Consider the following 25,477-nt stretch of genomic DNA (forward strand, 5'->3'; position numbering starts at 1 on the left):
TTATTAAAATAAGTTACAAAAACATACTCATAAGTCTGTTCATGTCCATCATCTTATCGTCAACATAATAATCCGCATTCGGTTTACCAAAGTGCAGCTCATGGTATTTCAAGCCCCATGCACCCAGCTGCCGAATCGTAATATCCCTCCAATCTATTCCAGTGACATACCCTCTTGCCGTATGCAATACAATGTAATTTCCACTGTCGTACAAAAGATTAACAACCCGGATCATTTCTGAATTCGGTTCCGAACTCCCGTAATCATTGTTCTGCTGGATTTTAGCGATTACACCATCGATATCAAACACAAACCGTCTGTTTCCGGAGATGATCCTTAGATATTCTTCTGCCTGCTGAAATTCCTCTTCCGTATCAATATCATAATTCTTTGCCATCTCATATCCTAAAATCACCTTACCCGTCATAGACCGCTTCTCTAAAATGACCCTTCCACGTACAACGTCAATACAGGCGTTCTGATAAAATACCTGCGGCAATTCCTGTCTTGGAAGATTATAACACTCCGAAATATCCTTCATTACCGGCATTAAATATCCTTGCTCATCCTTGTGCCACATTTTATACGGAATTTCCTTTGCCGGTGCTACTGATCTGACAGAATCCGCTTCAGGGTGATCCATTAACAGCTCTATCATATTATCAATATCCTGACTGTTACGGATAGGATAAGTGGGTCTCAAATGCACTACAATATCCGCATAATACCCTTCTTTTTCCCTGAGGACATCTAAACAATGACGGAACACATCAATATCCAGCGACTGATCCCCTGCATATTCCATGGGTCTGAGAAAAGGAATCTCCGCTCCGTATTCTCTTCCAATCTCTGCATAAGATTCGCTGTCCGTACTTAGAATGACTCGATTAATATACCTCGACTTTTCGGCATGTTCAATAGAGTATGCCAGCATTGGCTTACCCGCACATGGCCTAATATTTTTGTGAGGTACCGATTTTGACCCGCTCCTTGCAGGGATTAATGCTAAAATATTCATACTAACTATACCTTCCCTTTAAAGTGATTTCAATCCAGTCTCCAGCAGAGGACGTATCCGGTCAATAGCCTTCAAGACAGCCCGATAGATACCAATTGCATGTTCATAGGTCTTTATTTTATTCTCTTTCTCATCCTCTGTGTATTGATAAATATTCGCCATCTGCTCCGTAGTATCTTCCGCCAGATCCCAGTCAATTAATTGATAGACCTCTTTCGACTCAATCAATCGATTAAGCTCTCTGATCTTTCGGCTCTTTAAAATACTGCTTCTTGTTTCCTCAATAGACTTGTTATATTTCTCCAACAGTCTTTCACTAAGCTCGAGCGCCTCCCGCGCATTTTGCTCCATAGTCTGCATATCAGCCAGATCCTGCTTCACCATATCTCGCACTCGGCGAAGCTGTTCCTGATCCAGCGTAGGCTTCAGATCCGCCATTAGCTGCTCGCAATCAAAGGTTCCTGTGCAATAAGTACGGATGGCCTCCTTTAACGTCATAATCCTTGTACCATGGATCCGGGCACCACCTTCTGTCGCGTCAATTACTTCCTTCCCCTCAAAAAGCTCAACCGCATCCTCAAACCAACGAATATAGATATACCAGTCATATCTCGTCTTGATCTGATTTCCGTAGATATCCTCTACCATCTCAAGATTCCTGCCTGCACCGCTTGCGTCCACCTGACGTCCGCCCGCATGCGTCGCGTTACCAAGATAAGCCAAATCCTGTCCCACAAGAATAATCCTCTGAAACCCCATAGTCTCACAGGCAGAAAAGGCTCCCGTCGCCACCGAGCCCCCCGAATGAATATCCCCAGTATTTATCCCTAATCTCTGATAAATTCCTTTGGCATAACCCTCCAGATTATACAGGATCACTCTCTTTCTGTTGTTTTGAACATTCTCCGGCCTGGCATCAATTCTGGTTAGCAGCGGTATGTTTCGGCACCTATCATCTCTCAAGTGAGAAAGCGATTTCCTGGGATCAAGCGTAACAATAAAATCAGGTAATATATCATGTGCCAACAAATATTTTACCGCAGTATCTACCGCAAATATAGCTGCCTTTCCCTTTGCCAGCTTCAAATCCTCTATGTTTTTATCTAAAGAGGGGCCGGCTGCCACTATGATCGCAGGTACCTCCTCAACAAATCTTCCCGTCAAATCCACCTCAATATTGCCGCCATTAAGAAGGTTAATGTTCCTGAGCATATTATCCAGTGCTACTCTGCCAATAGCCAGCTCTGTATATTTATTGACAGTTATTTTCTCCGTGTTATCTTCTTGTATTTTATGAAAAGTACGAAATTGTTCCGCGAAAACCCTTTCATACCCTGGATGTGAACAAACAATCTGAGATTGCTGATTCACGATACCAACATAATTGCTGAGCAAATTCTTAATTTCATTGTCATTAATCCCTTTCACGGTAATGGACACACTGCCCGCCCCAATAATATCCGTTAAATCATATTCCTCCATCACATGTCGGAACAGCCGAGGGCTTGGCTCATAGATCAACAACGCATCCCCCGGCTTCAATTTCTTCATTAACTCCCTCACAACAATACCATTCCCCAGGCCGAACATAGATACTACAATTGCCAAGTTCCGCATATCAAATTGTTTTGCCCAGCGCTGTGCCTCATGTCCCGGGTCATAGCTGCTATTGAACCGAAAGTTCTTCCCATTCGACTCCATCTCCAATACGGGCATCCCGTTCTTGGCCTGTATTGTACGAAAGTCCTTCTCTTCGTCCTTTGTTATCTGCTCCATCGTTTCATGGATCTTTTTATATAAATATTTCTTCTGCTCTTCCAGTGCCTTCAAATTTTGTTCATAGAACGACATAGCTGCCTTCCTCTCCTAATCTTAATCCAGCAAAAACATCCTCTAATTGCTTCGCTATTTCCAAGGACAACAAATCCGCTAAAAGAATCTCATCCTTTTCCTCCAACGCCGACATTGCCTGAGTAAACGAGTTCAGCCATTGCTCTTCATTAAATACAAGCTCCTCTGTCCGACAGTATTGTTCCATATCCTCTGTAAGCATTATCAATTTCTTCAGCAGACCATTCAATGCCAGGTACCCATCCTGCTGCTTCTGCTGGTAAAAATAATCTGTAACAGCGATGATCTCTTCTATTACAGTTTGGATCTCCTGGATTAAGCTTTCCTTCATATTGACAATCATTCCTCTCCTCATCATTCACAATGAATAGATAAATAAATAGGGGCTGACCCTAAGGTCAACCCCCATGATCACCATGGTAATATTTACTGAATTACTGTAATAATGACAATACACCCTGAGTGGATTGATTTGCCTGTGCCAACATGGACTGAGCTGCCTGCTGAAGGATGTTACCCTTAGAGTACAGCACCATCTCTTTCGCCATATCAACGTCACGGATACGAGACTCAGCGGATTGCAGATTCTCTGCAGTATTATCAGCATTTGCAATCGTGTGCTCCAATCTGTTCTGTAACGCACCCAACTTAGATCTCTGTGTGGACACATCCTTAATAGCTGCATCAAGGGTTGATAACTGTGCTGTCGCTAATGAATACTGGGAAACCTTATTCTGAACCTCATCAATTTTTAAAGATTTTGCTGTCATGCTCTTGATGCTAAACGTAATGCTCTGCTCCTTATTCGCACCAACCTGAAGGTTCTTGCCTTTGAACTTACCGCTCAGAAGCTTAATGGTGTTGAACTCAGTCTGCTTAGCAATACGGGAAACTTCGCAAGTCAACGCCTTTAACTCTTCCTTGATCGCAGTACGGTCGTTGGAAACGTTAGTATCGTTAGCTGCCTGAACCGTCAGCTCTCTCATTCTCTGCAGAATGGAGTGAGTCTCATTCAGTGCGCCTTCTGCTGTCTGGATTAAGGAAATGCCATCCTGTGCATTGGTGGAAGCACGATCAAGACCTCTGATCTGTCCGCGCATCTTCTCGGAAATGGAAAGTCCGGCTGCATCGTCGCCTGCACGGTTAATTCTGTATCCGGAAGAAAGCTTCTCAGTTGACTTTGCTACATGTCCGTTGGTAATGCCCAACTGTCTGTTGGTATTGGCTGCTGCCATATTGTGTTGTACTATCATATTAAATTCCTCCTTGAAATTATTGTTTGTAGCTTCCATGCTACTTTACTTTTATCTTTGTCGTCCCCCGTCCGGCCGTACGCTCCATTCGGAAGACTTGACTTTAAGTAAATATGATTTACTTGCTATATATATCGGAATACTTTTGAAATACTTTATACCCTTACAACAAATTTTTTATTTTTTCTTGTCGTAAAAAAAAGATTGTTCCTCGTTCTGGTTTGACATGGTCTTATAATAGGCCGCCGCCGTTCGGGAACTGACCATGGACCTTCTGATTTCCTTGCGTTTGCGGGTCAGCAGAGCCTCCAGCTTCGCCCGGTTGCGCAGCTCCATGGCCTGCAGCTTGACACTCCGATCAGATATTTCCGCGATATGCCCCTGAAGCGTCCGGATCTCGGCCTCATACCGGTACTTATTTCCGGCCAGTTCCTCCCTGACATGCTCAAAGGTCTGATCAAAACCGTGATCCAATTCCTCCAGGCGTTTCAGCAGCTCCTCTTTTCGGGAAACCGTCTCCAGGAAAGCATCCTCTTCAAAGGCACTCTGCTCCATGAGCTCCTCCTGCTGTTGTGTTATTTCAATTAAGCTGTAAAGAAGCTCCGATTTCTTAACTGACGCGTCCACCAGAAGCTGTATGTAGACCTGCTTTGTTTTAAGCTTATCCAGTTCCATCCCTAGTCCTCTCCATAAATACGCTATTTATCTGGTGCCCTTCGTCAGACGCATGACTTCCTTCCAGGTATCCCGCATTTCCCGGATATATCCTATGGCTTCCTCCAGAATCTCAACATTCTTCTTAATATTGCCTTCAACCAATCTGTTGTATACATGTTCATAGACCCGTTCAAAGCTCTCCGCCACTGGATAATCATGATTAAGAGTAGCGCGTAATTCTGTTATAATTTTCTCTGCCTTAATCACATTCAGATTAGCCTTGCTGTAATCCTTGTTCTCAATTGCATACACCGCCAGATTGCCAAACTTAATCGCCCCTTCATAGAGCAGCAGAGTAAGCTCCGCCGGAGATGCCGTCAGTATCTTACTGTCTTTATAAGCCGCAGCAGCATTCATTGCCATAATCCATATCCTCCACTATCAATATCCCTTGTTCTCCTGTACACTATCTCTGGCCAGTTCCAAGCATGGCCGCCAGATTATTGCTCTGGGCATTCAGGCTTGACATCGCCTTCTCCATGGCTGAGAACTGCTTGTAATAGCGATCCTCAATCTCCGTCAGCTTCTTCTCCAGGGCCTTCAGTTTATTCCCGTAGTCCTCAACCTGCTTCTTCATCTCCTTGTCATTATAGAAGGTCAGCGTGCTCCGAAGCGAGCTGCTCTTCCCCATGCTGTCCGCATAAGAGGAGTACATATTATCAGCAAACTTCGAGAAGACCGATATAACAGCCTGCGGGTTCTCCTCCAGTGCCTTCATCAGCTCATCGGCATTACCGGATACCGTACTGTCATCCTTATCTCCGTCGATGTGCAGCAGACCCTTCTCCGTATAATCCATGCCTTTTACGCCGAAGGATGACAAGCTGTATTTCTTGCCATTGACTTCTACGCTAAAGTTAATATCCGATCTCATTCTGTTGATCAGGGAACCAATGCCATCGTCCCTGCGGAGGAGGGAATCCTTGATCTTGGCCTCCCACTTCTCGATCTCCTTCTCGGACATGGCCTCCTTCTGCTCATCGGTCAAGGGCTCATAGCCTTTTACAGAGGGAGCGTTGTACAGCTCGTTCATGGTTGTCAGAATCTCATTGTACTCCTTCACCATGCTCTTGATCTTATCATATACCGCCTGAGTATCCTTCTTGACATTGATACTGACCGTACCTGTTCCTGTTTGCCCCAGCAGCTCAAAGGTAAGGCCGTTAACCGTCACTGTATTGGAAGAGCTCTTCATCTTAGCCCCATTGTATTCAAATTCGGCATCCTCAGCAGCTACCAGAGCCATGCCTGCACCGGCGGGGGCTGAGCCGTCGATCTTAAACGTGTCCCCATCCTTAATGACCGTTCCCAATCCCAGCTTATCCAGCTTAACTCCCGCTGCCTCTGTCGTCAGCGTAAAGGCTCCATCCGATCCGCTGGTCTTGGAGCTCAGGAAGAGACGTTTCTGCGCATTGTCAAAGGAGGCGTTGATGCCTGCGCTCTTCAGCTTGTTCACCAGCTCATTCAGTGTTGTATCCTTGGTCACTTTAATGGGCTTATTATTAATCCTGAATTCCCCTTCATCCCCATCAATGACCCCAAGTTCCGCCATTGTGGTCTTCCCTGTCACTTCAAAGGGTTTCCCGTCCTTCATGCCCTTCAGCTCGCCCCCCGTTACATACTGGGCAGTGGCCAGCCTGTCTATCTTGATCTGGTGATTTCCCTCTACCGCACCGTTACCGGCGGTCACCTTCACCTTACTTTCATCCGAGGAAGCGGCGCTTCTTACATTATATCCGCCCTGCAGCCTCATGCTGGACAGGGTTCCTGTATAAAAAGAATACAGCTTCTTATTCAGCTCCTGCCACTTCTCCTGCTTCCATTCCAGCTTTACCTTGCTATTCTCTATCTTAGTTGACTTCATACGCTGCGCTTTCATAAGCTCAGTTATGATAGCATCCGTATCCAATCCGGATGCCAGGCCTGACAATTTTATCGCCATGTCTATTCCTCCTATCTCTTCTCATCCACCAGCAGACCGGCTATCTCCCATACCTTCTCCAGCATTTCCAGGGCTTCCTCCGGCGGAATCTCCTTGATCACTTCCTCCGTCTCCCGGTCAAGGACCTTAATGGATACACGGTTGATCTCTTCATGATACATGAACTCGCAGCGAGTTCTATGTGCCTTCATCTTATTATTTACTTTATTAACTGCATCCTTTACCTGTTCATTGGAACTTTTCTGGTTCTGCGTGCCGCTCTGTCCCTTATCGGCCTGACTGCCGGCCGCAACCTTCGGCACCGTTACCGGAACCTCTGTAATATTCATATCAGCTGCTTTCGGCTTCTGTACGCTCTGATCCGCCTGCTGCCTTGGAGCAGCCTTCCCGGGGTCGTTGTAAATTGCCCCTGATAATGCTTCTACCGCCATATTAATGCACCTCCATGTGTATACGTCGTTATACAACGTCTGCTTATTTACCGAACGATCCTTATCATGCTTCTGTCATCCTTGACTGCACTGTTATTGCACCGATCTTCTAATTGTTATATCGGTAATGATTACTAAAATATTAATAGCAAGGATCAAATTAAGATACAAGAAGTTTTTATCAGACGATAAGATACGGAATGGAAAAGACCCGCCCTGGCCATCCGCACACGGGACAGTTAGGGAGAGTCTTTTCCAGTTATTTAATCACTTGAATAATTTCTTCAGTATTTCTTCCGATACCGGGGCTTCCGCCGCTTCCTTATTGGATTCCTTGATCTGCAGATAGATCTCCTTACGGTAGATGGCAACGGACTTAGGAGCATTTATGCCGATCTTCACTTGATCTCCTTTTACCTCCAGAAGGGTAATCTCGATATCATTGCCAATCATAATGGATTCATTCACTCTTCTTGACAGGGCCAACATATTATATGCCCTCCTTTGCAGCCTTATGGGCCTTCAGCTTCTCGTAGAAGCGGTATTTAATCTCATAATCCGCGTTCTCCGCAATGACCTGGGCACCCTTGCGTTCATCCGAATTAATAATAAAAGGAGCTCTCAGATTAGCTGAAATCTTCTCAATCTCCTGGGGCACGGTAACCGACACCAGGACTACAATATTCTCGTCCGTGAGATTCCCAAGAGATTTTAAAAGCTCGTCCTCCACCTCCGGGTTAAAATCCGGCCTGATAATAAAGGGATTTACTACCGGTATGGCCAGCGCCGGCTCATCCAGGCTCTGAAGCCAGGAGATATCCGGCCGTTCGCCGCCTTCATTGTCATAAAGCAGCGTATATTTCTTATAATCCTCAAAGCCAAATATTCCGTCGGCAAAATGTATTACCTTATCCTCATCCAGCTCTATTTCTCCAAAATGCCTCGTCTTCACCTGCATGATATCCGCCTTTCCTTTCCGATAATCTTCTCTTTAAAGTAAATATTCCTGTCCTTATTATATACGATTTATCCTGACTTTGCACCAATAAAATGTTTTATCCGCACAACATTCTCTAATCTTTTTATTCTTTTATTGATTTACAGGAAATCCAGCAGCGTGCTCTGTACCACTTTGGACGCGGCAGACAGGGAGGCATTATAAATCACTCCGGCAGTACCATACTTTATAATTGTTTCCGCCATATCCGCATCCTCATTGGTGGAGAGCAGATCGGTGAAATCCACCTCCTGGTCGGAAAGCCGTTCCTCCGTAAGCTCCAGACGAACATACCGGCTGCCCAGATCGGCAACGGCCGTATTGATTCGGTCCTGCTCCTTGGACGTAACCGTAATTCCTCTGGAGAATGCATCCTGCATGATCTCCTTCTTAAGCACCAGCTCCGTCTCCAGCTGTTCCTTCAGCTTTGTATACCCTTCCTTATCCGCGTCACTTAAGGACACATCCGTCAGGCGTTTTTCCACCTCGGCGATGGTATTCTCTACTTCAACCACCTCATTCACCGCATTCAGAATATCATTGATCGATCTCCCGATCTGGTGGGAAAAAGCGTCCCTTCCCTCTGTATTAATGGTCAGCTTCTGGTTGAAATTCACCTCGTACTGTATCTTCTGGGCTTCCTGGGTATATGTGACCGGTCCCTGCTCCGGCTTTGAGCTGTCCGTCATGGTACAGGTGAAATAATGCTCCGGCTTCAATTCTCCGCTGGCAAAACTATTTTTCGTATAGGTCACGGACATGTCCGAGGCCTGACGCATCAAAGCATACACATTCGAGCCAAAAATCAGCTCACCGGTCTCATGGATATAATGAACCTCATCCGGATCCGGCTGATATGCATCCGCGTCGGTCAGGGAGCGTGGTTCAATGTTTGAAATTGCTGTCTGCGGCACATCCACTCCATTGGCATCCTTAACAGAGTATGCTATCTCGTCCGGTACCTCATCGGCATCCAGCCTGTCGTATGCCAGCTGTATCCGATAGATTTCATCCAGCTGGGGTGCTTCATCCAGATTTATGCTCCCGTTCTCATAAGCCTCCAGGGTCTTGCCGCCCGTGCACCGGTTGAGAATCTGTATCTGCTTTCCGGTAAAGCGTTCTGTAATATCATAGGACAGATTGGATGCATCCTCCGTAAAGATCAGCGGGCTGTCCGTCTTATATCCGGTAAATACATATCTTCCGGCATAATTGGTATTCCCCTCCTGGTTGATCTGCTGCTGCATCTCCTCCAGATTCTTCACAATAGCAGAGCGGTCGCTCGCCGTCAAGGTATCCGTGCTTCCCTGAACACAGTAGGTATTCATAGACTTCAATATACCGTTCACCGTAGTCATGGCGCTCTCCGTCACTTCCATCCAGGACTTGGCATCCGGAATATTCTTCTTATAATACTGCTTCAGCTCCGACAGATTCGTACGAAGCCTCAAAGCCCTGACCGCAATGATGGGATCCTCCGAGGGTCTCTGAATCTTCTTCCCGGTGGAATACTGCTGCTCCAGGGAATCCAGATTTATCTTATTCTTATTGATATTCGTCATCATATTATTCGTCATCATCTTATTTGTAATTCTCATGCTTCCTGCCTCCTGTCCGAACCATCCCGGTCATAATGCAGCGCCTCACCCGTTCGGCACCGTTTCACTCTATGCACCCATATAATTAATCAGCCTGTCATAAATCTCATCCATTACCGATATCACTTTTGCAGAAAGATTATAAGCATTCTGATACCGGACCAGATTCATCGCTTCCTCATCCACATCCACACCGGATACGGACAGCCTCTGGTTTGTAATCGAATTCCGGATATTCGACTGGCTGTCGGAGAAGGTAAGAGCCTTATCCGTATCAATACCAATCTCCGCCACCAGGGTCTGGAAAAATCCATCCGGCGCCCCCTGCTTGAAGAGCATCTTATTCTCCTTCATGGCGATCAGCTTCTCTACAATATCATTCGCCTCCACGCCTGCAGAAATATCTTTTGTAGTGGCCATGTATGAAGTATCCGCCATCAGCTTCTCATTCACGGTAAAATTCCCCGCCGTCATAAAATAATAGGAACCATAGAAAGGCTGATCATCCGGAATCTCCTCATAATATCCCCCTGTCTGGGAGTTAAACGTGGTATGGTCATAATACGGATAATCATCCGAATCCGCCAGAGGGCCGAAGGTGTACTCCCTGCCGCCAATCTTGCCTGTTGCAGTAAAGAAATCCATCCCCGCCTTCCCGTTCCCATCCTGTCCGGTACGGTGTATCTCATTAAATGCTTTGGAAAAGGTTCTTACGAATTCATTCAGCTGATCCATATAATAAGGGATTCCCTTATAGTTAATGCTCTCACCGACACTGGAGGGCACATCGAGGGCATCCACCGCCACCTCGGTCTCCAGCTCAAAGGTATAGATGAATTTACCGTCGGCATCCTGCGTCACTTCAAAACCCGAATAATTGTAGTTGCGGTTCCCTACGGTTACAACACCTGTCTCCGGAATATTCAGCTTCTCCGCTGAATTGATATTGGTATCCGTCATGGTAACATAATTATCCCCGGCTTCCGCATAGACATTACCCTTCAGATTAAACTGGTTGTTGCCGTCTCTTACCTCCAGAAGCGCCTGAAGCGTTCCGCCCAGAAAGGAGCTTCTCATGTCAAAGTCCTGCCCGTCTTTCCAGTAGATATCATACAGACCTTCCGCATCGTTCTGGTTCACCTTCTTCTCTCTGGGAACCACCTTCAGCGTATTATATTCCATTCCGTCCACCAGGCTGACCCCGTCCAGCTTCACCACGTAGCTGGTAACCCCGACGCCGTCCCCGACAATCTTCTCTGTCACTGATATATTCGCGATCTCGGACAGCTCGTCTATCAGCAGCGCCCGCTGGTCCCTCAGATCATTGGCCTTGCTGCCGGTGACTTCAAGGGTATTAATCTGTTTGGTCAGCGACGCGATCTGCTGGGCGCAGGAATTGATCTGATCCACCCTGTTCCGAATCTCAAAATTACATTCCTTCTGAATGGTATTCATATTATTGGATAGGGAATTAAAATATTCCGTCAGGCTCTTTGCATAATTCGCCACCTGGGTACGGACATTCAGGCTGGAGGGATCCTTGGAGAGCTCCTGCAGGCTGTCATACAGGGAATTATAAGTCGTGGTAAACCCCTTTAAGGTAACCTCGTTAAAATAATTCTCTATTTCCTTCATATAATACGCTTTTGAAGAATATTCACCGTACATGGTATTGTTCTTCCAGAACTTAGTGTCATAGTATTCTTCCCGCTTCTGCACCACCCCGGTCACAGCCACACCCGTGCCCGCCATTCCGTAAGTGGAGTTCATCTTCAGGGCCCTGCCGGCCTGCAGCCCCATCACCTGTCTGGAATAACCGTCCGTCTCCGCATTGGCAATATTATGGGCCGTGGTATCCATAGCTCCTTTATATGCATAAAGACCCGTGGTTCCTATATTTAATCCAAAAAATGTTGATGCCATATAAACCTCATTCCCGCGCCTCTTTTGCGCATAATCCAGTCCGGAATTGCCTGTATCCCGATATTAGAACATCCTCATGATGATGTGTTCCAGCATCTCACTCACTACATTGACGTATCTTGCCGATGCATTATAGGCGTGCTGGAATTTAATCAAATTCGTCAATTCCTCGTCGGAGGAAACACCGGTGACTCTTGACCGCTGATCATTAATGCTGTCCGCCATAGCCGTCTGATTCTCACTGATGGTATACAGCTGCTCGCCCCGGTTTGCCAGCTCCGCCACAAAAGCCGTATAATAATCACTGAAGTTATATTCCGTCAGGCTGTTGGGTGACAGAGTGGAAAATGCGCTCTGCCACTTTGAAATCAGATTCTGAGCCGCCTCGATATCGAAATCCCCGGTACCCTTGTTGCTGGCCAGGGGAAGCAGCGCATAGCTCTGCATGATGGCCGGATTGACCTCAATCTCTCCCAGGGTAAACAAGGAATAGTTATCCGCGGGATCCTCATCCCGGTATATTCTGGTATAGACCGAATCGTAGGTGCCATCCTCCTTAAGATAGGTCACATACTCTTCCTCCCCGTACTGGGGCGTAGATTTACGTATGAATAAGGGCTCTCCCATGGTCTTGTTCTCATCCATACCAACGGGAGCATTCTCTACATCCAATATCCTTGCCGTTGTTCCGTCCGAAAGGGTCACTTCCTTCGTGGGACACAGAACACTGTTTATCGTCGTAACAATACCATGGATCAACTGGTCAAACTGGGCCTGGGTTGACATGATTACCGAAGCATTGATGGAATTATTAAAATCAATTACCGCCGCATCATACTTGACATCGGATTCATAATTCTCTCTCTTTGGAATATCCGTATGATTCGCCTGTTTGTAGCCTCTGGCCGTCAGCAGTCCCTTCAGGGAACCGATATCCGTATTATCCTTGGCCGCGGCGGCCCGATCCAGATTAAACACATCCTCATTGCCAAAAGCAACCCATACCGGCTTCAGCATCGGAGAGCCTTCGCTCAGCTTCGCCGTCCCCATCTCAAAGACCATATCCTCCGTTACAAAGGGAACGCCCTCCACATTGACACTAACCATAGCGTCGGGACCTTCTTTATAAGTAATGCGGACCAGCTTGCCCAACTCATCCAGAAGGTTATTGCGCTTATCCCGGAGGTCGTTGGCCTTCTCCATCCCATTGCTTTCATACTGGCGGATCTTCCAGTTCAGCTTCTGAATCTCCTCACCGATTTCATTGATTCTCTTCACCTGGTCATTGATCTGGGTGTTGAGATTCACCTGATAGTCATTGAGCTGCTTTGATATATTCTCCGCACGCTCGATGAAGGTGACCGCCGTCTGTATCACGGAAGCCCTTGCCACCACGCTGTCCGGTTCCTTGGCCAGCTCCTGCAGGGCCACCCACAGATCATTCATGGTATTCTGGAAGGCTTCTCCCTCCAGCTCTCCAAATAAGCCTTCTACTTCCTCTACCGCCTTGTACTGGGCTTCATAGAAAGCCTGTCTGCCAATCTCCTGGCGGTAGGACTGGTCCAGGAATACATCCCGCACCTGCTTAACCATGGCAAAATTAGCGCCTAATCCCTTCATCATGGGAGAGATATAGGATTCGCCCAGTTTTATATAATTAAAATCGGCAAGTACCGCCTGCTGCCTTACATAACCTGTTGTATCCACATTAGCCAGGTTATGAGAAGTAACATTCAAAGCCGCCTGACTGACGTTCAGGCCTGATACGCCGATATATAAGCCGCTCATTGAGCCCATAGATCACACCTCACCATATCTCTTACTGCTTCGCATCGAACATCCCTGTTCCCGAAGACGGGGCATCGTATTGATTGACCATTGCTATATTATAGCTTGCCATATCATAGCTTGCTCCCTTTGTGTAAGTATTGTTCCCTGGCGACATCCTTGTGCTTTGAATAAAATTCATATTGAATTCTATCATATCTAGGGATTGTTTTATTAATGATGTATTCTGATTATTGATTTCGACTAACCTTTGAATAGTAGCTTTTAGATTATCATGCAGAACAGAAAGAGCCTTCTGCTCCTTTGGCTGTTTCTCCAGCAGAGCAATTAAATTCCTCAGGGTAAGTTCCTCGGCTTTGCGGTTAATAACCGTCCGGATATTAACCATAATCTGTTCCCGTTTTCGTTCCAGATTGGCAACCGAAGTGATTGCCTCCTGTTCCTGTGCGGTAATCGCCTGGAGGGAAGACAGGTCATTCCTTACGATGACCCTGGTCTTCTCTTCCGCAATTGGTATCAATCTCTGATAGACACCGCATTCCTCCTCCAGAACACCAATTAATTCATCAATTAAGCTTGCCACCGCTAACCTTCTTTCCTTCGTAACATTTCACCTGACGAATCCGTTAAATAGTCTCGAAATATTCATCCACCAGCTTATCAGCCAAATCCTGAATGCTTACATGGTAAGTTCCCGATTCCATTCGCTGCTTAATCTCATTCACCCTGCTCTCCCGGACATCGGGGGAGTGAGCTACGATCTGCTTTGCAGCCTGGTAATCCTTCCCGGCCTTGGAGATCTCCAGCTTATCACTGAAGCCCGCGTTCTTGGACTTTACCGTATTCGCGGCACTGTTGGCCTGGTATAACCGACTCACCTTATTGAACGCATCAATCCGCATTCCTATCACCACCTGTCTTTTATTCTTACTCCCGTGCATATCACAAGCTTCGCTTGAGATACTGCTTCAATAAAGAGTTTGAAAGTGGTTTTCTTTCAAACTACTCCCTGCTCTAACTCTCTACGTTGCCCGCAACGTACCTTCCTATGATATTTATCGGAAGTTTTACTGTTTTCATTAGAGCTTTTTTAAATTTATTACAATTTCCATACGACTAAAAAGAGCAACCCCACCCTGCTTTCGCTAAAATTCTGCGAAGCAGGACAAGATTGCCCCCGCTAAAGTTTATTTGTTTCCGTAAATTATTTGCTGATCTTCCCCTTCAGCAGCTCAATTGCTTTTTGAAGCTGATTATCCTTATCCACGGGAATCACGACTTCCTTTTGCATTGCCTCATCCAGTTCAATCTCTACATCCGGAGTAATGCCGGTGGTATGAATATTGCGCCCCTTCGGAGTAAAATATTTGGAAATGGTCAGCTTAACCGCCGTGCCGTCCGACAGCGGAATAACCTTCTGTACGATTCCCTTACCAAAGCTGGTAGTTCCGACGATGGTAGCCGCCTTATAATCCTGAAGCGTCCCGGCAAAGATCTCGGAGGCACTGGCGCTGTTGCCGTTAATCAAAACTGCCATAGGTACCTTAACCTTGATCTCATCCTCTGCAAACTCTTCCTCCCGGTTCTTATACTTATCCTCTGTATAAACCAGAAGCTTCGGCGGCAGGAGCCGATCCAATATCCGGACAACGGAATCCAGCAATCCTCCCGGATTGTTGCGCACATCCACTACCAGCCCTTTCATTCCTTTGGCTTCCAACGCATCCACCGCTTCGTCAAACTGGGTTACCGTAATCTCATCAAATTCCGACATAACAATATAACCGATTTTATCCGGAAGCATCTTATACTCAATGGTAGGCACCTCGATCTGTTTTCTGGTAATGGTGAAGTCAATGGGATCCTTCTCCCCTTCCCGCACTACAGTTACCTTGACCTTGGTTCCTTCCTTTCCCTTCATCCTGCTCACTACCTCAGAGAGATCCTCTCCGGTCACTTCTTCCCCTTCCACCTTGTACAGGATATCTCCCGGCCTCATTCCCGCCTTATAGGCCGGACCGGTGGTAAAAGGCTTCACGATAGTTATGATTCCGGTTTTGGTATCCTGGCTTACGGTGGCTCCGATACCAAAATAGATTCCGGAAGAGCTCTCCATCAACGCTTTGTATTCATCCGCTGTGTAATAGGTAGAATAAGGATCCTTCAGACTGGAGATAAAGCCCTTATAAATGCCGTCTGCAAAGGATACCTTATCCACGTTCTCCAAATAATAATTATCTACCAACAGCTGCAGGAAAGCCAGCTTATCAACAATTTCATTATAATTGGATGCCTTGGCCGCTTCCGTCCCCGTCTCCTGTTCCTTCGCCTCAGTGGACTCCGGCTGATTAAATTCAGGCATACGATCGGAGAATATCAATGCTGCTCCCAGAACAACCACAAGAAGCAGAGAACTGAGCAGTCCCGTCAGCATTCCGGCAAGAAAATTCTTCTTCATTTAATCTTTTCCTCATTTCTGCATCTCATTGCTTAATAGTCCAAATTCTCCATATACTTCATATACTTTACTACCATCAGCGCAATCTTAAAAGTGATGGCATCCTCAAATACTCTAAGATCGAGATTTGTGCTCTTCTGTAATTTATCCAGCCTGTAAACCAGGGTGTTGCGGTGGATATACAGCTGTCTGGAGGTCTCCGACACGTTCAGGCTGTTCTCAAAGAATTTATTAATGGTGGTAAGGGTCTCATCATCAAAATCATCCGGTGATTTCCCTTCAAAAATTTCTTTGATGAACATCTTGCACAAGGGCATCGGAAGCTGATAGATCAGACGGCCGATTCCCAGGTTGTTGTATGCCACAACATTCCTTCCGCTGTAGAAAATCTTACCGACATCAAGGGCCATCTTCGCTTCTTTATAAGATCTGGATACATCCTTGATCTCATTCACAATGGTACCAAAGGATACCTGAACCTTGGCCATGGCCTCCGTGTTCAGCATATCCAGAATAACCTTGGCAGTCTTGGTCAGCTCATCATAGGTCTCATTCGGCTTCACTTCCTTCACCAGAATGATATTCTTCTCATCCACTGCCGTTATAAAGTCCTTGGTCTTGCCGGAGAAGAGGCTGCGAACTGTCTCCAGAGCATTGGAATCCTTCTCTGTCTTAGTCTCAATAAGGAATACCACCCGCCTGGCTTCCGTGTCAATGTGAAGCTTCTTGGCCCGGTTGTAGATATCCACCAGCAGCAGGTTATCCAGCAGCAGATTCTTGATAAAATTATCCTTATCGTATCTCTCCTTATATGCGATCAGCAGATTCTGTATCTGGAAGGATGCAATCTTTCCAATCATAAATACATCCTCTGAATCACCCCTGGCAAGAATTACATACTCCAATTGATGCTCGTCGAAAACTTTAAAAAACTGATATCCCTGAATTGCCTGGCTGTCTGCGGGAGAAGAGACAAAGGCCAAAACCGCGCTCTCATACTGCTCGGCATTCTCAATGGTCGTTGCAAGAACCTTGCCCTCCGTATCCATAACACAAATATCAATTCGTGTTATGCCTTTTAACCCGTCAATGGTACTTTGAAGAATCTGATTGGAAATCATGCTTTCACTCCTTTATATTATATTTCTATTTTTCTTTAAAATTCATGTATCTGAAAGTTATTTTAACACCGATTTCGTCATAAGTAAACCAATTTCATAAAAAATACACAAAAACTTTAGTATATTTCTATCAAATATCGAAGCCGTAACAATAGTTCATTCAATATACTATCCGGGCAGATCAAGAAACCGGCTGAAAGCTCTTGTCAAAAGAAGACCCGGAGCATACAACCCCGGGCCTTCTTCCTCCTTGCTTTTCAACCGTTCCTGACGGTAGCTTTCCACTGTAATTTGTTATTTAAAGTATGCGTCCAGCGCGTCCTGTACCTGCTGCTTATAGGTCTCCTGGAATTGCGCCGGAGTGACGGAGCCGTCAATCAGAGTGTTAAAATCATAGGCGAAGCCCAGATTATTCCACAGATCGAATACTTCCCTGCTTCCTACGTCAAACATAACATCAAAGTTCTCATTCTGAATCGTCTCATCCTTACCGGTTACAGCATACCACCATACCAGAGTCTCTTCGTCGTCACGGATGGAGGCATCGCCATCATACCAGTTCCACATATCGTATAATACATTATACACCAGCTCCGGGTCCTCTACGCCGGCAGGAATGATGTAATATTCGCCTGCGGAGATCTTGCCTCCGTTGGTCTCCTGGTTGCCGCTGTAGCCCACCGGCCACTGAACGAAGCAGGTATCGAATTCAAGGGTAACACCGTTGGAGCCGGTATAGTCATAATCCGCATTGTTGGCCAGAATCCAGGCAGCGCCGGGCCAGAAGCCGATATTGCCGTCACGGTACTGGAAACGCATGGTATCGGAGTCCGTATCCGTCATATCATAGGGATAGCATATCTTATAGGTATTATACATATCGTACATCATCTGAAGGACCTCGCCCACAGGTGCGCTTGACAGTCCCTCCGTGGTAGAACTGGCCACATTGGCCCCGTTGCTCATCATCAGCTGCTCAAAGGTCTCATTCTTGAAGCCGCAGTAGCCGTACTGATCCGTATTGCCGTCTCCGTCCGTATCCTTGGTCAGCACCTTGGCATATTCGATGAACTTATCCCAGGTCCATTCTCCTCTTTCATACAGCTTCCTGGGATCCTCCAGGTTATTATCCTGAAGCATCTGAAGGTTAAAGGCCAGAGGATAGGTAGCCTCTATGGTGCTGGCTGCCTCCACCCTCTTAAGGAGAGTGGCCTTACCGTCACCCAGATCCAAATATTTTACATTTTTCTGATCGGTAAAGAGATCCGAATCTGCCGGAAGAACCGTCTTCATATCCGTAGCAAGCCCGTTGAGCGCTGCCGGAATACCAAAGTTTAATTCTACCAGATAGATGTCGCAGTCCGGTGTTCCAGCCAGAATCGAGGTATTGATGGACTCCTTTACTCCGGCATAGGTCAGATTCTCCCAGTAAAATTCCACATTGTATTTCTCTTCTATCTTAGCGACATTCTCGAATTTCAACTGCCCGGCCAGAGCTCCCGAATAGGTGGGGTCATCTTCTACGGCCGTATGGCTGCTGTCATAATACTGTACCCACCAGGTACCGATGCGAATGGTTCTCTTCTCGCCGCTGGGTTTTACATCGCCCTGCTTCTCATCCCCTGCAGGCTCGGGAGTGGATTGGACCGGAGCATCCGTTGCGTCCGGCGCCTTATTGGAGGCCGGCTCCGTTTTCTTGCATCCGGCTGCCGTCAATACCAATATCAATACAAGTACAATTGACAGAATTTTTCTTAACTTCATTCCTATTATCCTCCTTATTTTGTAACTGAGCCTCATGCACCCAACACACATTATTCCGCGGGATAGCCGATGGTTGCCCGGTAAACTTCCCATGGAGCATCGCTTTCACACTGAAGCTTGCTCAGATAGGTAACGAAATCCTCGGTATTGCAGTATTTTACCAGCTGCTCATAGGTGATCTGTGCTCTGGAACCATTATCCGCCGCAGCTCCGCCGTCCGCCACGCGCTGCCAGCCAAAGGGTGCTCCATCCACGCCTGAGATAGCCACCAGCCACAGCATGCCGTCGGAAGCATAGTCAACGGTAATCACACAGCCCGGCTGGATCAATGCCGGATCCAGGGTTCCGCCGTCCGCAAGAGTCTGTACTCCGGTGCCCTGGGACCAGGCATCTCCCTTATCGCCTGCCAGACCCTCGATCTTCACTTCCTTATTCACCGGTACAAGGCCGGAGGGATATCCGATGGATACACTGAGTGCCTGCCAGGGCATATCACTCTCCACCTGAAGCTTGCTCAGATAGGTTACAAAATCATCGGTATTGCAATACTTAACCAGCTGGTCGTAGGTGATCTGACAGGTATCCCCGTCGATGGCCGATGCTCCGCCGTCCGCAACACGCTGCCAGCTAAAAGGCGCTCCATCCACGCCTGAGATGGCTACCAGCCACACATTGCCTTCGGATACATAATCAATATTGATGACACAGCCCGGCTGGATCAATGCCGGATCAAAGGGTCCGCCATCCGCTATGGTCTGTACTCCGGTGCCCTGGGACCAGGCGTCGCCGCTGTCGCCGGACCAGATCTCCACCTTATTCTTCAGCTCTACAATACCGGATCTCTGGCCGATGGTTACGCTGGCTACACTCCAGTCCATATCGCTTTCGCACTGGAGCTGGCTTAAGAAGGTTACAAAATCATCGGTATTGCAGTATTGTTTTAACTGGTCATAGGTAATCTGGGCAATGGTGCCGCTGGGATTCTTAATAGAAGCCCCGCCGTCCGCCACGCGCTGCCAGCCGAAAGGTGCTCCGTCTACCCAGGAGGAAGCTACCAGCCACATATCGCCCTCGGACTGATAATAGATGGTAATGACAGAATCCTCGGTAATCAGAGCCGGGTCGAAGGTTCCTCCATTGGCCACGGTCTGTACTCCGGTGCCCTGGGACCAGGCTGCGCCGCTGTCCCCGCTCCAAATCTCCACTTCGTTCTTCACCGAGATCAGATTGGCCCGGTCAACCTCCGAGAAACCTGCCGGTTCATCAAATACTACGGAGCTGTCTGCAGCAACCGTATTGCCGTCCTTATCCAGAAGACGGATATTATCGATATAAAAATTCGCACTCTTTGCTCCTGCCGCAACGCCGTTATCCGTTTCCAGAGACAGAATAATTAAGTTCTGGAAGCCTGCTGCAAAGCTCTCCCCCTCCTGCAGTACAGCCTTAACGGTGTTGGGATTCTTCTTCTCCATATAAACGGACCAGTCACCCTTAGATTCATGCCGGTCTTCGCCTACAAATGCGGTGACCTTGCCGGAGCAGGCATAGAATTTGCCGTCAGGGTTCTCAATTGCCAGATCCATGGTAATGCTCCTTACGGAAGCAATCCTGTCTCCTGCGAGACTGGATATGTCAATGGCCACATAAGGAACTCTCCCATTCATATTTGTTACCTTTAATGCCTTGCTTCCATTGTAATCAGCAATGGCCAGCTCGGAAGCATCCGCATTGGCCGGCTTGGTGTATACCACCACAAAGCCGAATTGTCCGTCCTCAAAATCAACACTTACCGGTGCGGGCTCCGCGGCGTCCTGCACAGGCTCCTTTGTCGGAACAGGGGTTGCTGTCGCCTGTTCCTGCGGCGGATTCTGGCTGACTGCTTCCTGCGGTTCTTCGGATTTCTTACATCCGGCCAGACATACCGCCAGTATAACACTTAGAAATAACGCCCATATTTTTTTTGTTTTCAACTCTTTACTCCTCCTTCTTTTTTTGGCTTTTGAGCAGAGCGCTTCCGTGATCAGCCCACGATACCGCTTCTCTCTACTCCCTCTATAAAGTACTTCTGAAGAACGACATAGATAATAATCATCGGAAGCATCACCAGCATGATGCCTGCATCCAGATACAGATTCTGAATTCTTGAATCCAGAATTTTATCCAGATTGGCTATGGTTGATTGCAGGGTGGCGATCTTTTTACTGATTACTATGTTCTCGCTAATCAGAAATAACTTCGAAAAAAAAGTATCATTGTACTGCCATACCATGGAGAATACAGCCACAGTAATGACAGACGGTATCGCATTTACCAGCATAATCCGGAAATACGTATACCAGGTTCCCGCACCGTCCACCAGTGCGGCTTCTTCTATTTCCCTTGGCAGTCCCCGGAAGAACTGGTTGAAGATATAGATGTACAGTCCCGAACGGACTCCGCAGCCAAGGAGAGTCATAATATACATGGGTATCGGAGTGGACATCAGTACCAAGGGCTTGCCGATGAACAGCGTCGCCAGCCCCAGGGGATCAAAATTTTTAAAGGTCATATACAGCGGGAGCATGATGGTATGGCTGGGAATTACAATCATCACCACCACGCATCCGAACAGGAGCTTCTTAAAGGGAAATTCAAATCTTGCGAAGCCGTATCCCACCATGGAGGTGATAAATACCTGGATCAGCATCAGGGAGCAGGAATATAGCAGATCCCTTCCCATGGTAGGCAGATACGCCATACGTTCCCAGGCAAGCTTGTATTTCTCCATCGTCGGAGCCTGTGGAATCATATATACCATGGGATTATAGGCATCCGCATCCGACAGGAAGGAGCTGACCAGCATCCCCAGCACCGGAGCCAGAATCACATAGCAGATACCCAGAATCACCACAAAGCTGAAGATACGGATCACCTGTTTCTTAAAGCCGCTGGCTATTCCCTTCCGGTTATTGATGAACCTTGGGTCGGAGATCAGATTGTTCCACCTTTTGGCAATGCTTTTTTCTTGTCTTGCAGTTTCCATATCCTTCTCCTCTCCTAGTTATAGTAAAATGTTCTCTTCTGTATAAATCCGCAGATCAGCACCAGAATGGCACAGGTGATCACAGTGCTCACCAGACTGAAGGCAGTGCTGAGTCCGTAATTAAAAGCGGTAAACGCAGTATCATAGGCAAGATCCACAACCTCGCTGTCCGCAAAGCTGTCCACTATGGTATAGACCACATTGGTTATAATATGGGGCATCACCATGGGAAAGGTCACCTTCCAGAAGGTCTCATAGGCGGTGGCGCCTTCAATCTTCGCTACCTCATACATGGAGCCCGAGATGGATTGCAGGGCCGCAAGGAAGATGATGATCTGTACCCCGGAGGAGGTAATAATATCGCTGATTCTGGAAACCGCCGTGATAATGTAATCCAGAATGGCGTCCGGCATCGCCAGGTTCCGGAACATATCGATGTAATAACCCACATTCACCGTCGTACCGGAGCTGGCTGCCATCTCGGAGCTTCCTGCCGAGATGCCTCCCGCCATCATCTGCATACTCAGCTCCAAGGCTTCCGATATTGCGGCGCTGTTGAGAATAACCGGCAGGAAGAAAATCGCACGGACCAGGGTTCTTCCTTTGAACTCCCGGTTCAGCAGGAGTGCCATAAACAGGCTGAAGAAAATAATCAGCGGAACATCCAGCAGCATGTCGCCCACGGAGGTGGTCAGCACCTGTTTAAAGCTGCCGTGCTCCCGGAAGGCATAGATAAAATTGTCAAGGCCGATGAACTTCAGGTTATAGCCCCCAACCGCTCCAACGGTTAATTCGGAAAAGGAGAATTGAACCGTCATGATCAGGCTTCTTACATAAAAAACAATAAATCCGATGAGCCAGGGCAGAATGAACAGATATCCGCTGACCATCCGCTTTTGGAGAAGAGTCAACCTTTTTTTCTTCATGTTACCGCTCCTCCATTTCATAGTGATTGGCGGGTATCGTGAGCTCTCCCACCGTTACCGCTTCATCCGAATAATTAAGATAGAATACCGTGCCGTTGCTGTAGGTCACTCTGCGAAGTCCGTTTTCCAGGATCTCATGATCTGTAATATTGGCCGCCGTGACCTTTTGCAGTGCCAGGTTAACCTCCTTGTACAGATCCAGAGCCTGTTCCTTCCATATCTCATAGTTGGTGGAGTAATACCGGTTTAATCCTGTATATTTCATTTCATTGGCACTCTCCCAGGTGAATACATAATGGGGTGATGCCCCGTATTCAATCAGCTTCAGCACCAGCTCCCGGCGGTCCATATCATCATAATAATTCAGTAATCCCCCGGCATAATCAATGCTTCCGTGGATAATCATCTGGTAGAGAGGAATATCCTCATCAATAAGGAAATAGCCGTTGCCTCCCAGGGGTACATTGATCAAGTGTCCGGTATAAGCCAGGGAATAGTCATTGCCTCCGCTGATCATCAGCTCCTTCCCGGTGCCCTTCAGCTGCTCCAGCTGGGCCTTCACGACATCCAGAGCCTCCTCCCGGTTCACAATCCAGGTCCTTTTATGATCCGACTGGAGCTCATCTCCCAGATCCCGCAGGGAGATTCCTGAAATATCCAGGCCCTTCACCTCTGAGACAAAGCCACCCACATACCGGCTCAGGAACCGGGGAGACAAAAGCAAAAGTCCCGTCTCCGGATACCCCATATGCGACATGCTTCTCAGGGTGGTGGGATTTACATTGGATACATATGCAAAATATCCGGCGCCGTAGTATTTGGAGGTCTCATTGTATTTGCTGTAGCGCTTGCTGATGTAGGTCACCTTCTGGAAGGCGGCATCGGCATAGAAGCTGCCCCCGTTCTCCTTTACCGCGGCACTCAGATCCTCCAGTCCCGATTTACCGCCCAGCTTGCGGATGATCTTTACCTTATCCGCCACATCGTGGTAGTAGCCTCCGTTGAACCAGCCCTGGTAATTCATCACCTGATTGGTAATTCCTCTCCCCGCCAGATCATCAGAGATTTTCTCCGCCTGGTCAAAGGTGGTGACTGCGTTAATTCCCAGATACTGTGTCCCCAAGAAGTGGGCTGTTTCTTTGACCCCTCCGAGAATGTCGTAATAGAAGGGAATATCCTTCGTCTCTTCCTTTCGGGAAAGCACGCCCTTCTTAAGGAGCCCCTCCCGGTAATAATTAGCCATTCCCGAATACCCTTTGTACTCCTCCGTCAGAAAGGTATAGTTCACCGTGAGATTGACCCGGTACATATCCTTCACGACAATGGGAAGATCCGCTTCATTGCCCGTGGAGCCGAACATGGAGAGCAGGTCGTAGTTCCTTAATAAAAAGGTTGGGTAAACATAATTGTAATTGCTGTATTTTCCGGATACTCCCGCCGTTATGTAGGCCAGAGAAGCTCCGTCTTCTATGGTTGCCAGTACGCCGGAGGAAGTCCGGCAGATGCCGAACAGGCCCAGCCTTGCCTTCTCCGTGTTCTCCACCTGAGTAGCGCTGCCCGCCAGACGGTCAATTTCATAGACATACTGGGAGTAGTCGGCGGCAGTGGTCTTTCCATTGTTAAAATAGATGATGGAGCCGGAGCCGTTGGGAACTACCATATATCCCTCTTCTCCGGCACCGGGGGCTCCAAAGAATTTCATCATCTGAATTCGATAGATCTTGGCTCCTCCGTATTCCTTGATCTCCCCAGTGGGGATCGATACCTTCAGTCCGTCCCCTGCCAGCCGGTATTCCAGAGGAATCAGGAAGGAAATGCTCTCCGGCACTTCCTCACCGGCCTCTCTCATGAGTTCGTTATAGTCTTCCTCCGTGAAGCCTGCCGCCTCCAGATAGCCCGTGATCTTTTGAAGGGTCTTCTTGTTCTTCTTCGCCACACCATTAAGCTCCAGCATTCCCGGCGACGCCGTGCTGTTAATATAGTAGCGCCGAAGAGCCGCGGCATCCGCCTCCGGCAGAGCTGCCTGCAATTCCTCCATCTTCTCCGGAGAGAGATAGGCGGGAACAATACCGGTGGTGGCCGTGCTGTGATCTCCCAAATCATAGACGAACCGAATGCCGTTCTCAATTCCTTCCGCCTTTACCTGCCCCCTTGCCACGGACATGCTGTAGGAGTCATAAATTCCCGCCGCCCTGCTTTTATTGAAATAATCCACCAGGAACTGGGATTTCAGATATCTTTTATTCGTCTCGTTGGCGATGGGATCCTCATCCGCATTCAAGGGATTAGAATATACGGTCTCTTTGTTCCGCTTGTCATACACCGCGATTTCCGCCGTCTCCGTATTGGCATACAGCTTCAGATATTCGTTCTCCGCAGCCAGTACCATACCCTTCACCGAAGCTTCCCCCTCCGCTATGGCCCGAAAGTCCTCCCCTTCTTCATAGCTGTAGGATGACAGATACTGCTTATATTCATCATAGGCCATGAAACGGACATAATAATAGACCAGCCAGACAGAGACAGCCAGAGCCGCCGCCCCTATGAGGGTAAGCTTAATCTTTCTTGCAGCTTCCGATTTTCTATTGATTTTTTTCGGCCTTTGTTTATTGAATTTCATGTGAAATATCCCCTTCTGCTGCCGCCCCGCGAATTCGGGCGGCAGTAT

22 protein-coding genes are annotated in these 25,477 nt (G+C 47.5%); all 22 read right to left on the reverse strand.

Annotated features, from left to right (window positions below):
* Positions 1–13: 13 nt before the first annotated feature.
* The 22 genes from HNQ56_RS10285 to HNQ56_RS10390 all read right to left on the reverse strand — a co-directional run bounded on the left by HNQ56_RS10285 (position 14) and on the right by HNQ56_RS10390 (position 25,429).
* Entirely contained in the window at positions 14–1,018 is a 1,005-nt protein-coding gene (locus HNQ56_RS10285; RefSeq protein ID WP_429145332.1) for an acylneuraminate cytidylyltransferase family protein, read from the reverse strand.
* Positions 1,019–1,036: 18 nt separating this feature from the next.
* Entirely contained in the window at positions 1,037–2,869 is a 1,833-nt protein-coding gene (locus HNQ56_RS10290; protein WP_429145334.1) for a motility associated factor glycosyltransferase family protein, read from the reverse strand.
* Positions 2,856–3,212 (reverse strand): DUF8042 domain-containing protein, encoded by a 357-nt coding sequence (locus tag HNQ56_RS10295; RefSeq protein ID WP_429145336.1) that lies wholly within the window; start codon positions 3,210–3,212, stop codon positions 2,856–2,858. Before HNQ56_RS10295 ends, HNQ56_RS10290 begins: the two co-directional genes overlap by 14 nt.
* Before the next feature lie 91 nt (positions 3,213–3,303).
* Positions 3,304–4,122: a flagellin N-terminal helical domain-containing protein gene (locus HNQ56_RS10300; RefSeq protein WP_429145339.1), complete on the reverse strand. Its 819-nt coding sequence runs from the start codon at positions 4,120–4,122 to the stop codon at positions 3,304–3,306.
* A gap of 177 nt (positions 4,123–4,299) precedes the next feature.
* Positions 4,300–4,797, reverse strand: a complete 498-nt coding sequence (locus HNQ56_RS10305; protein WP_429145342.1) for a hypothetical protein — start codon at positions 4,795–4,797, stop codon at positions 4,300–4,302.
* Between the two features lie 27 nt (positions 4,798–4,824).
* A complete protein-coding gene (gene fliS, locus HNQ56_RS10310; protein WP_429145645.1) occupies positions 4,825–5,205 on the reverse strand; it encodes a flagellar export chaperone FliS in 381 nt (126 codons plus the stop codon).
* 40 nt (positions 5,206–5,245) lie between these two features.
* Complete coding sequence (fliD, locus tag HNQ56_RS10315) at positions 5,246–6,781, reverse strand: flagellar filament capping protein FliD (protein WP_429145345.1); 1,536 nt, start codon at positions 6,779–6,781, stop codon at positions 5,246–5,248.
* An 11-nt stretch (positions 6,782–6,792) separates the two neighbouring features.
* Positions 6,793–7,212: a flagellar protein FlaG gene (locus HNQ56_RS10320; protein WP_429145348.1), complete on the reverse strand. Its 420-nt coding sequence runs from the start codon at positions 7,210–7,212 to the stop codon at positions 6,793–6,795.
* 267 nt (positions 7,213–7,479) lie between these two features.
* Positions 7,480–7,701, reverse strand: coding sequence for a carbon storage regulator CsrA (csrA, locus tag HNQ56_RS10325; protein ID WP_429145350.1), 222 nt, complete (start codon positions 7,699–7,701; stop codon positions 7,480–7,482).
* A 1-nt stretch (position 7,702) separates the two neighbouring features.
* Positions 7,703–8,170, reverse strand: a complete 468-nt coding sequence (gene fliW / locus HNQ56_RS10330) for a flagellar assembly protein FliW (protein WP_429145352.1) — start codon at positions 8,168–8,170, stop codon at positions 7,703–7,705.
* Positions 8,171–8,310: 140 nt separating this feature from the next.
* Positions 8,311–9,807 carry a flagellar hook-associated protein FlgL gene (gene flgL, locus HNQ56_RS10335; RefSeq protein WP_429145355.1) on the reverse strand — a complete coding sequence of 499 codons (1,497 nt, stop codon included), beginning with the start codon at positions 9,805–9,807 and terminating at the stop codon, positions 8,311–8,313.
* 69 nt (positions 9,808–9,876) lie between these two features.
* Positions 9,877–11,730 (reverse strand): flagellar hook-associated protein FlgK, encoded by a 1,854-nt coding sequence (flgK, locus tag HNQ56_RS10340; protein ID WP_429145358.1) that lies wholly within the window; start codon positions 11,728–11,730, stop codon positions 9,877–9,879.
* Positions 11,731–11,793: 63 nt separating this feature from the next.
* Positions 11,794–13,518, reverse strand: coding sequence for a flagellar hook-associated protein FlgK (gene flgK, locus HNQ56_RS10345; protein WP_429145361.1), 1,725 nt, complete (start codon positions 13,516–13,518; stop codon positions 11,794–11,796).
* Positions 13,519–13,549: 31 nt separating this feature from the next.
* Positions 13,550–14,101 (reverse strand): flagellar protein FlgN, encoded by a 552-nt coding sequence (locus tag HNQ56_RS10350; RefSeq protein WP_429145364.1) that lies wholly within the window; start codon positions 14,099–14,101, stop codon positions 13,550–13,552.
* A gap of 43 nt (positions 14,102–14,144) precedes the next feature.
* Positions 14,145–14,420: a flagellar biosynthesis anti-sigma factor FlgM gene (gene flgM, locus HNQ56_RS10355; protein ID WP_429145366.1), complete on the reverse strand. Its 276-nt coding sequence runs from the start codon at positions 14,418–14,420 to the stop codon at positions 14,145–14,147.
* A gap of 302 nt (positions 14,421–14,722) precedes the next feature.
* On the reverse strand, positions 14,723–15,976 hold the full coding sequence (locus HNQ56_RS10360) for a S41 family peptidase (RefSeq protein ID WP_429145369.1): 1,254 nt from the start codon (positions 15,974–15,976) through the stop codon (positions 14,723–14,725).
* Between the two features lie 32 nt (positions 15,977–16,008).
* Positions 16,009–17,097 (reverse strand): PucR family transcriptional regulator, encoded by a 1,089-nt coding sequence (locus HNQ56_RS10365; RefSeq protein ID WP_429145372.1) that lies wholly within the window; start codon positions 17,095–17,097, stop codon positions 16,009–16,011.
* Positions 17,098–17,391: 294 nt separating this feature from the next.
* Positions 17,392–18,861, reverse strand: coding sequence for a hypothetical protein (locus HNQ56_RS10370; RefSeq protein ID WP_429145376.1), 1,470 nt, complete (start codon positions 18,859–18,861; stop codon positions 17,392–17,394).
* 50 nt (positions 18,862–18,911) lie between these two features.
* Entirely contained in the window at positions 18,912–20,831 is a 1,920-nt protein-coding gene (locus tag HNQ56_RS10375) for a hypothetical protein (RefSeq protein ID WP_429145379.1), read from the reverse strand.
* Between the two features lie 50 nt (positions 20,832–20,881).
* Positions 20,882–21,883: a carbohydrate ABC transporter permease gene (locus tag HNQ56_RS10380; protein WP_429145382.1), complete on the reverse strand. Its 1,002-nt coding sequence runs from the start codon at positions 21,881–21,883 to the stop codon at positions 20,882–20,884.
* A 14-nt stretch (positions 21,884–21,897) separates the two neighbouring features.
* Positions 21,898–22,809 (reverse strand): carbohydrate ABC transporter permease, encoded by a 912-nt coding sequence (locus HNQ56_RS10385; RefSeq protein WP_429145385.1) that lies wholly within the window; start codon positions 22,807–22,809, stop codon positions 21,898–21,900.
* A gap of 1 nt (position 22,810) precedes the next feature.
* Positions 22,811–25,429 (reverse strand): DUF5696 domain-containing protein, encoded by a 2,619-nt coding sequence (locus tag HNQ56_RS10390; protein ID WP_429145388.1) that lies wholly within the window; start codon positions 25,427–25,429, stop codon positions 22,811–22,813.
* Between the last annotated feature and the right edge of the window lie 48 nt (positions 25,430–25,477).

This window comes from Anaerotaenia torta (genome assembly GCF_050433395.1).
Taxonomy (GTDB): domain Bacteria; phylum Bacillota; class Clostridia; order Lachnospirales; family Lachnospiraceae; genus Mobilitalea; species Mobilitalea torta.

Coding starts and splice junctions, on each gene's coding strand:
- HNQ56_RS10370 (WP_429145376.1), bottom strand. CDS start 18,861: ATGAAGTTAAGAAAAATTCTGTCAATTGTACTTGTATTGATATTGGTA.
- flgK (WP_429145358.1), bottom strand. CDS start 11,730: ATGGCATCAACATTTTTTGGATTAAATATAGGAACCACGGGTCTTTAT.
- csrA (WP_429145350.1), bottom strand. CDS start 7,701: ATGTTGGCCCTGTCAAGAAGAGTGAATGAATCCATTATGATTGGCAAT.
- HNQ56_RS10380 (WP_429145382.1), bottom strand. CDS start 21,883: ATGGAAACTGCAAGACAAGAAAAAAGCATTGCCAAAAGGTGGAACAAT.
- fliD (WP_429145345.1), bottom strand. CDS start 6,781: ATGGCGATAAAATTGTCAGGCCTGGCATCCGGATTGGATACGGATGCT.
- HNQ56_RS10360 (WP_429145369.1), bottom strand. CDS start 15,976: ATGAAGAAGAATTTTCTTGCCGGAATGCTGACGGGACTGCTCAGTTCT.
- HNQ56_RS10300 (WP_429145339.1), bottom strand. CDS start 4,122: ATGATAGTACAACACAATATGGCAGCAGCCAATACCAACAGACAGTTG.
- HNQ56_RS10285 (WP_429145332.1), bottom strand. CDS start 1,018: ATGAATATTTTAGCATTAATCCCTGCAAGGAGCGGGTCAAAATCGGTA.
- flgL (WP_429145355.1), bottom strand. CDS start 9,807: ATGAGAATTACAAATAAGATGATGACGAATAATATGATGACGAATATC.
- HNQ56_RS10365 (WP_429145372.1), bottom strand. CDS start 17,097: ATGATTTCCAATCAGATTCTTCAAAGTACCATTGACGGGTTAAAAGGC.
- HNQ56_RS10320 (WP_429145348.1), bottom strand. CDS start 7,212: ATGGCGGTAGAAGCATTATCAGGGGCAATTTACAACGACCCCGGGAAG.
- HNQ56_RS10290 (WP_429145334.1), bottom strand. CDS start 2,869: ATGTCGTTCTATGAACAAAATTTGAAGGCACTGGAAGAGCAGAAGAAA.
- HNQ56_RS10295 (WP_429145336.1), bottom strand. CDS start 3,212: ATGATTGTCAATATGAAGGAAAGCTTAATCCAGGAGATCCAAACTGTA.
- HNQ56_RS10385 (WP_429145385.1), bottom strand. CDS start 22,809: ATGAAGAAAAAAAGGTTGACTCTTCTCCAAAAGCGGATGGTCAGCGGA.
- fliW (WP_429145352.1), bottom strand. CDS start 8,170: ATGCAGGTGAAGACGAGGCATTTTGGAGAAATAGAGCTGGATGAGGAT.
- HNQ56_RS10390 (WP_429145388.1), bottom strand. CDS start 25,429: ATGAAATTCAATAAACAAAGGCCGAAAAAAATCAATAGAAAATCGGAA.
- flgK (WP_429145361.1), bottom strand. CDS start 13,518: ATGAGCGGCTTATATATCGGCGTATCAGGCCTGAACGTCAGTCAGGCG.
- HNQ56_RS10305 (WP_429145342.1), bottom strand. CDS start 4,797: ATGGAACTGGATAAGCTTAAAACAAAGCAGGTCTACATACAGCTTCTG.
- flgM (WP_429145366.1), bottom strand. CDS start 14,420: ATGCGGATTGATGCGTTCAATAAGGTGAGTCGGTTATACCAGGCCAAC.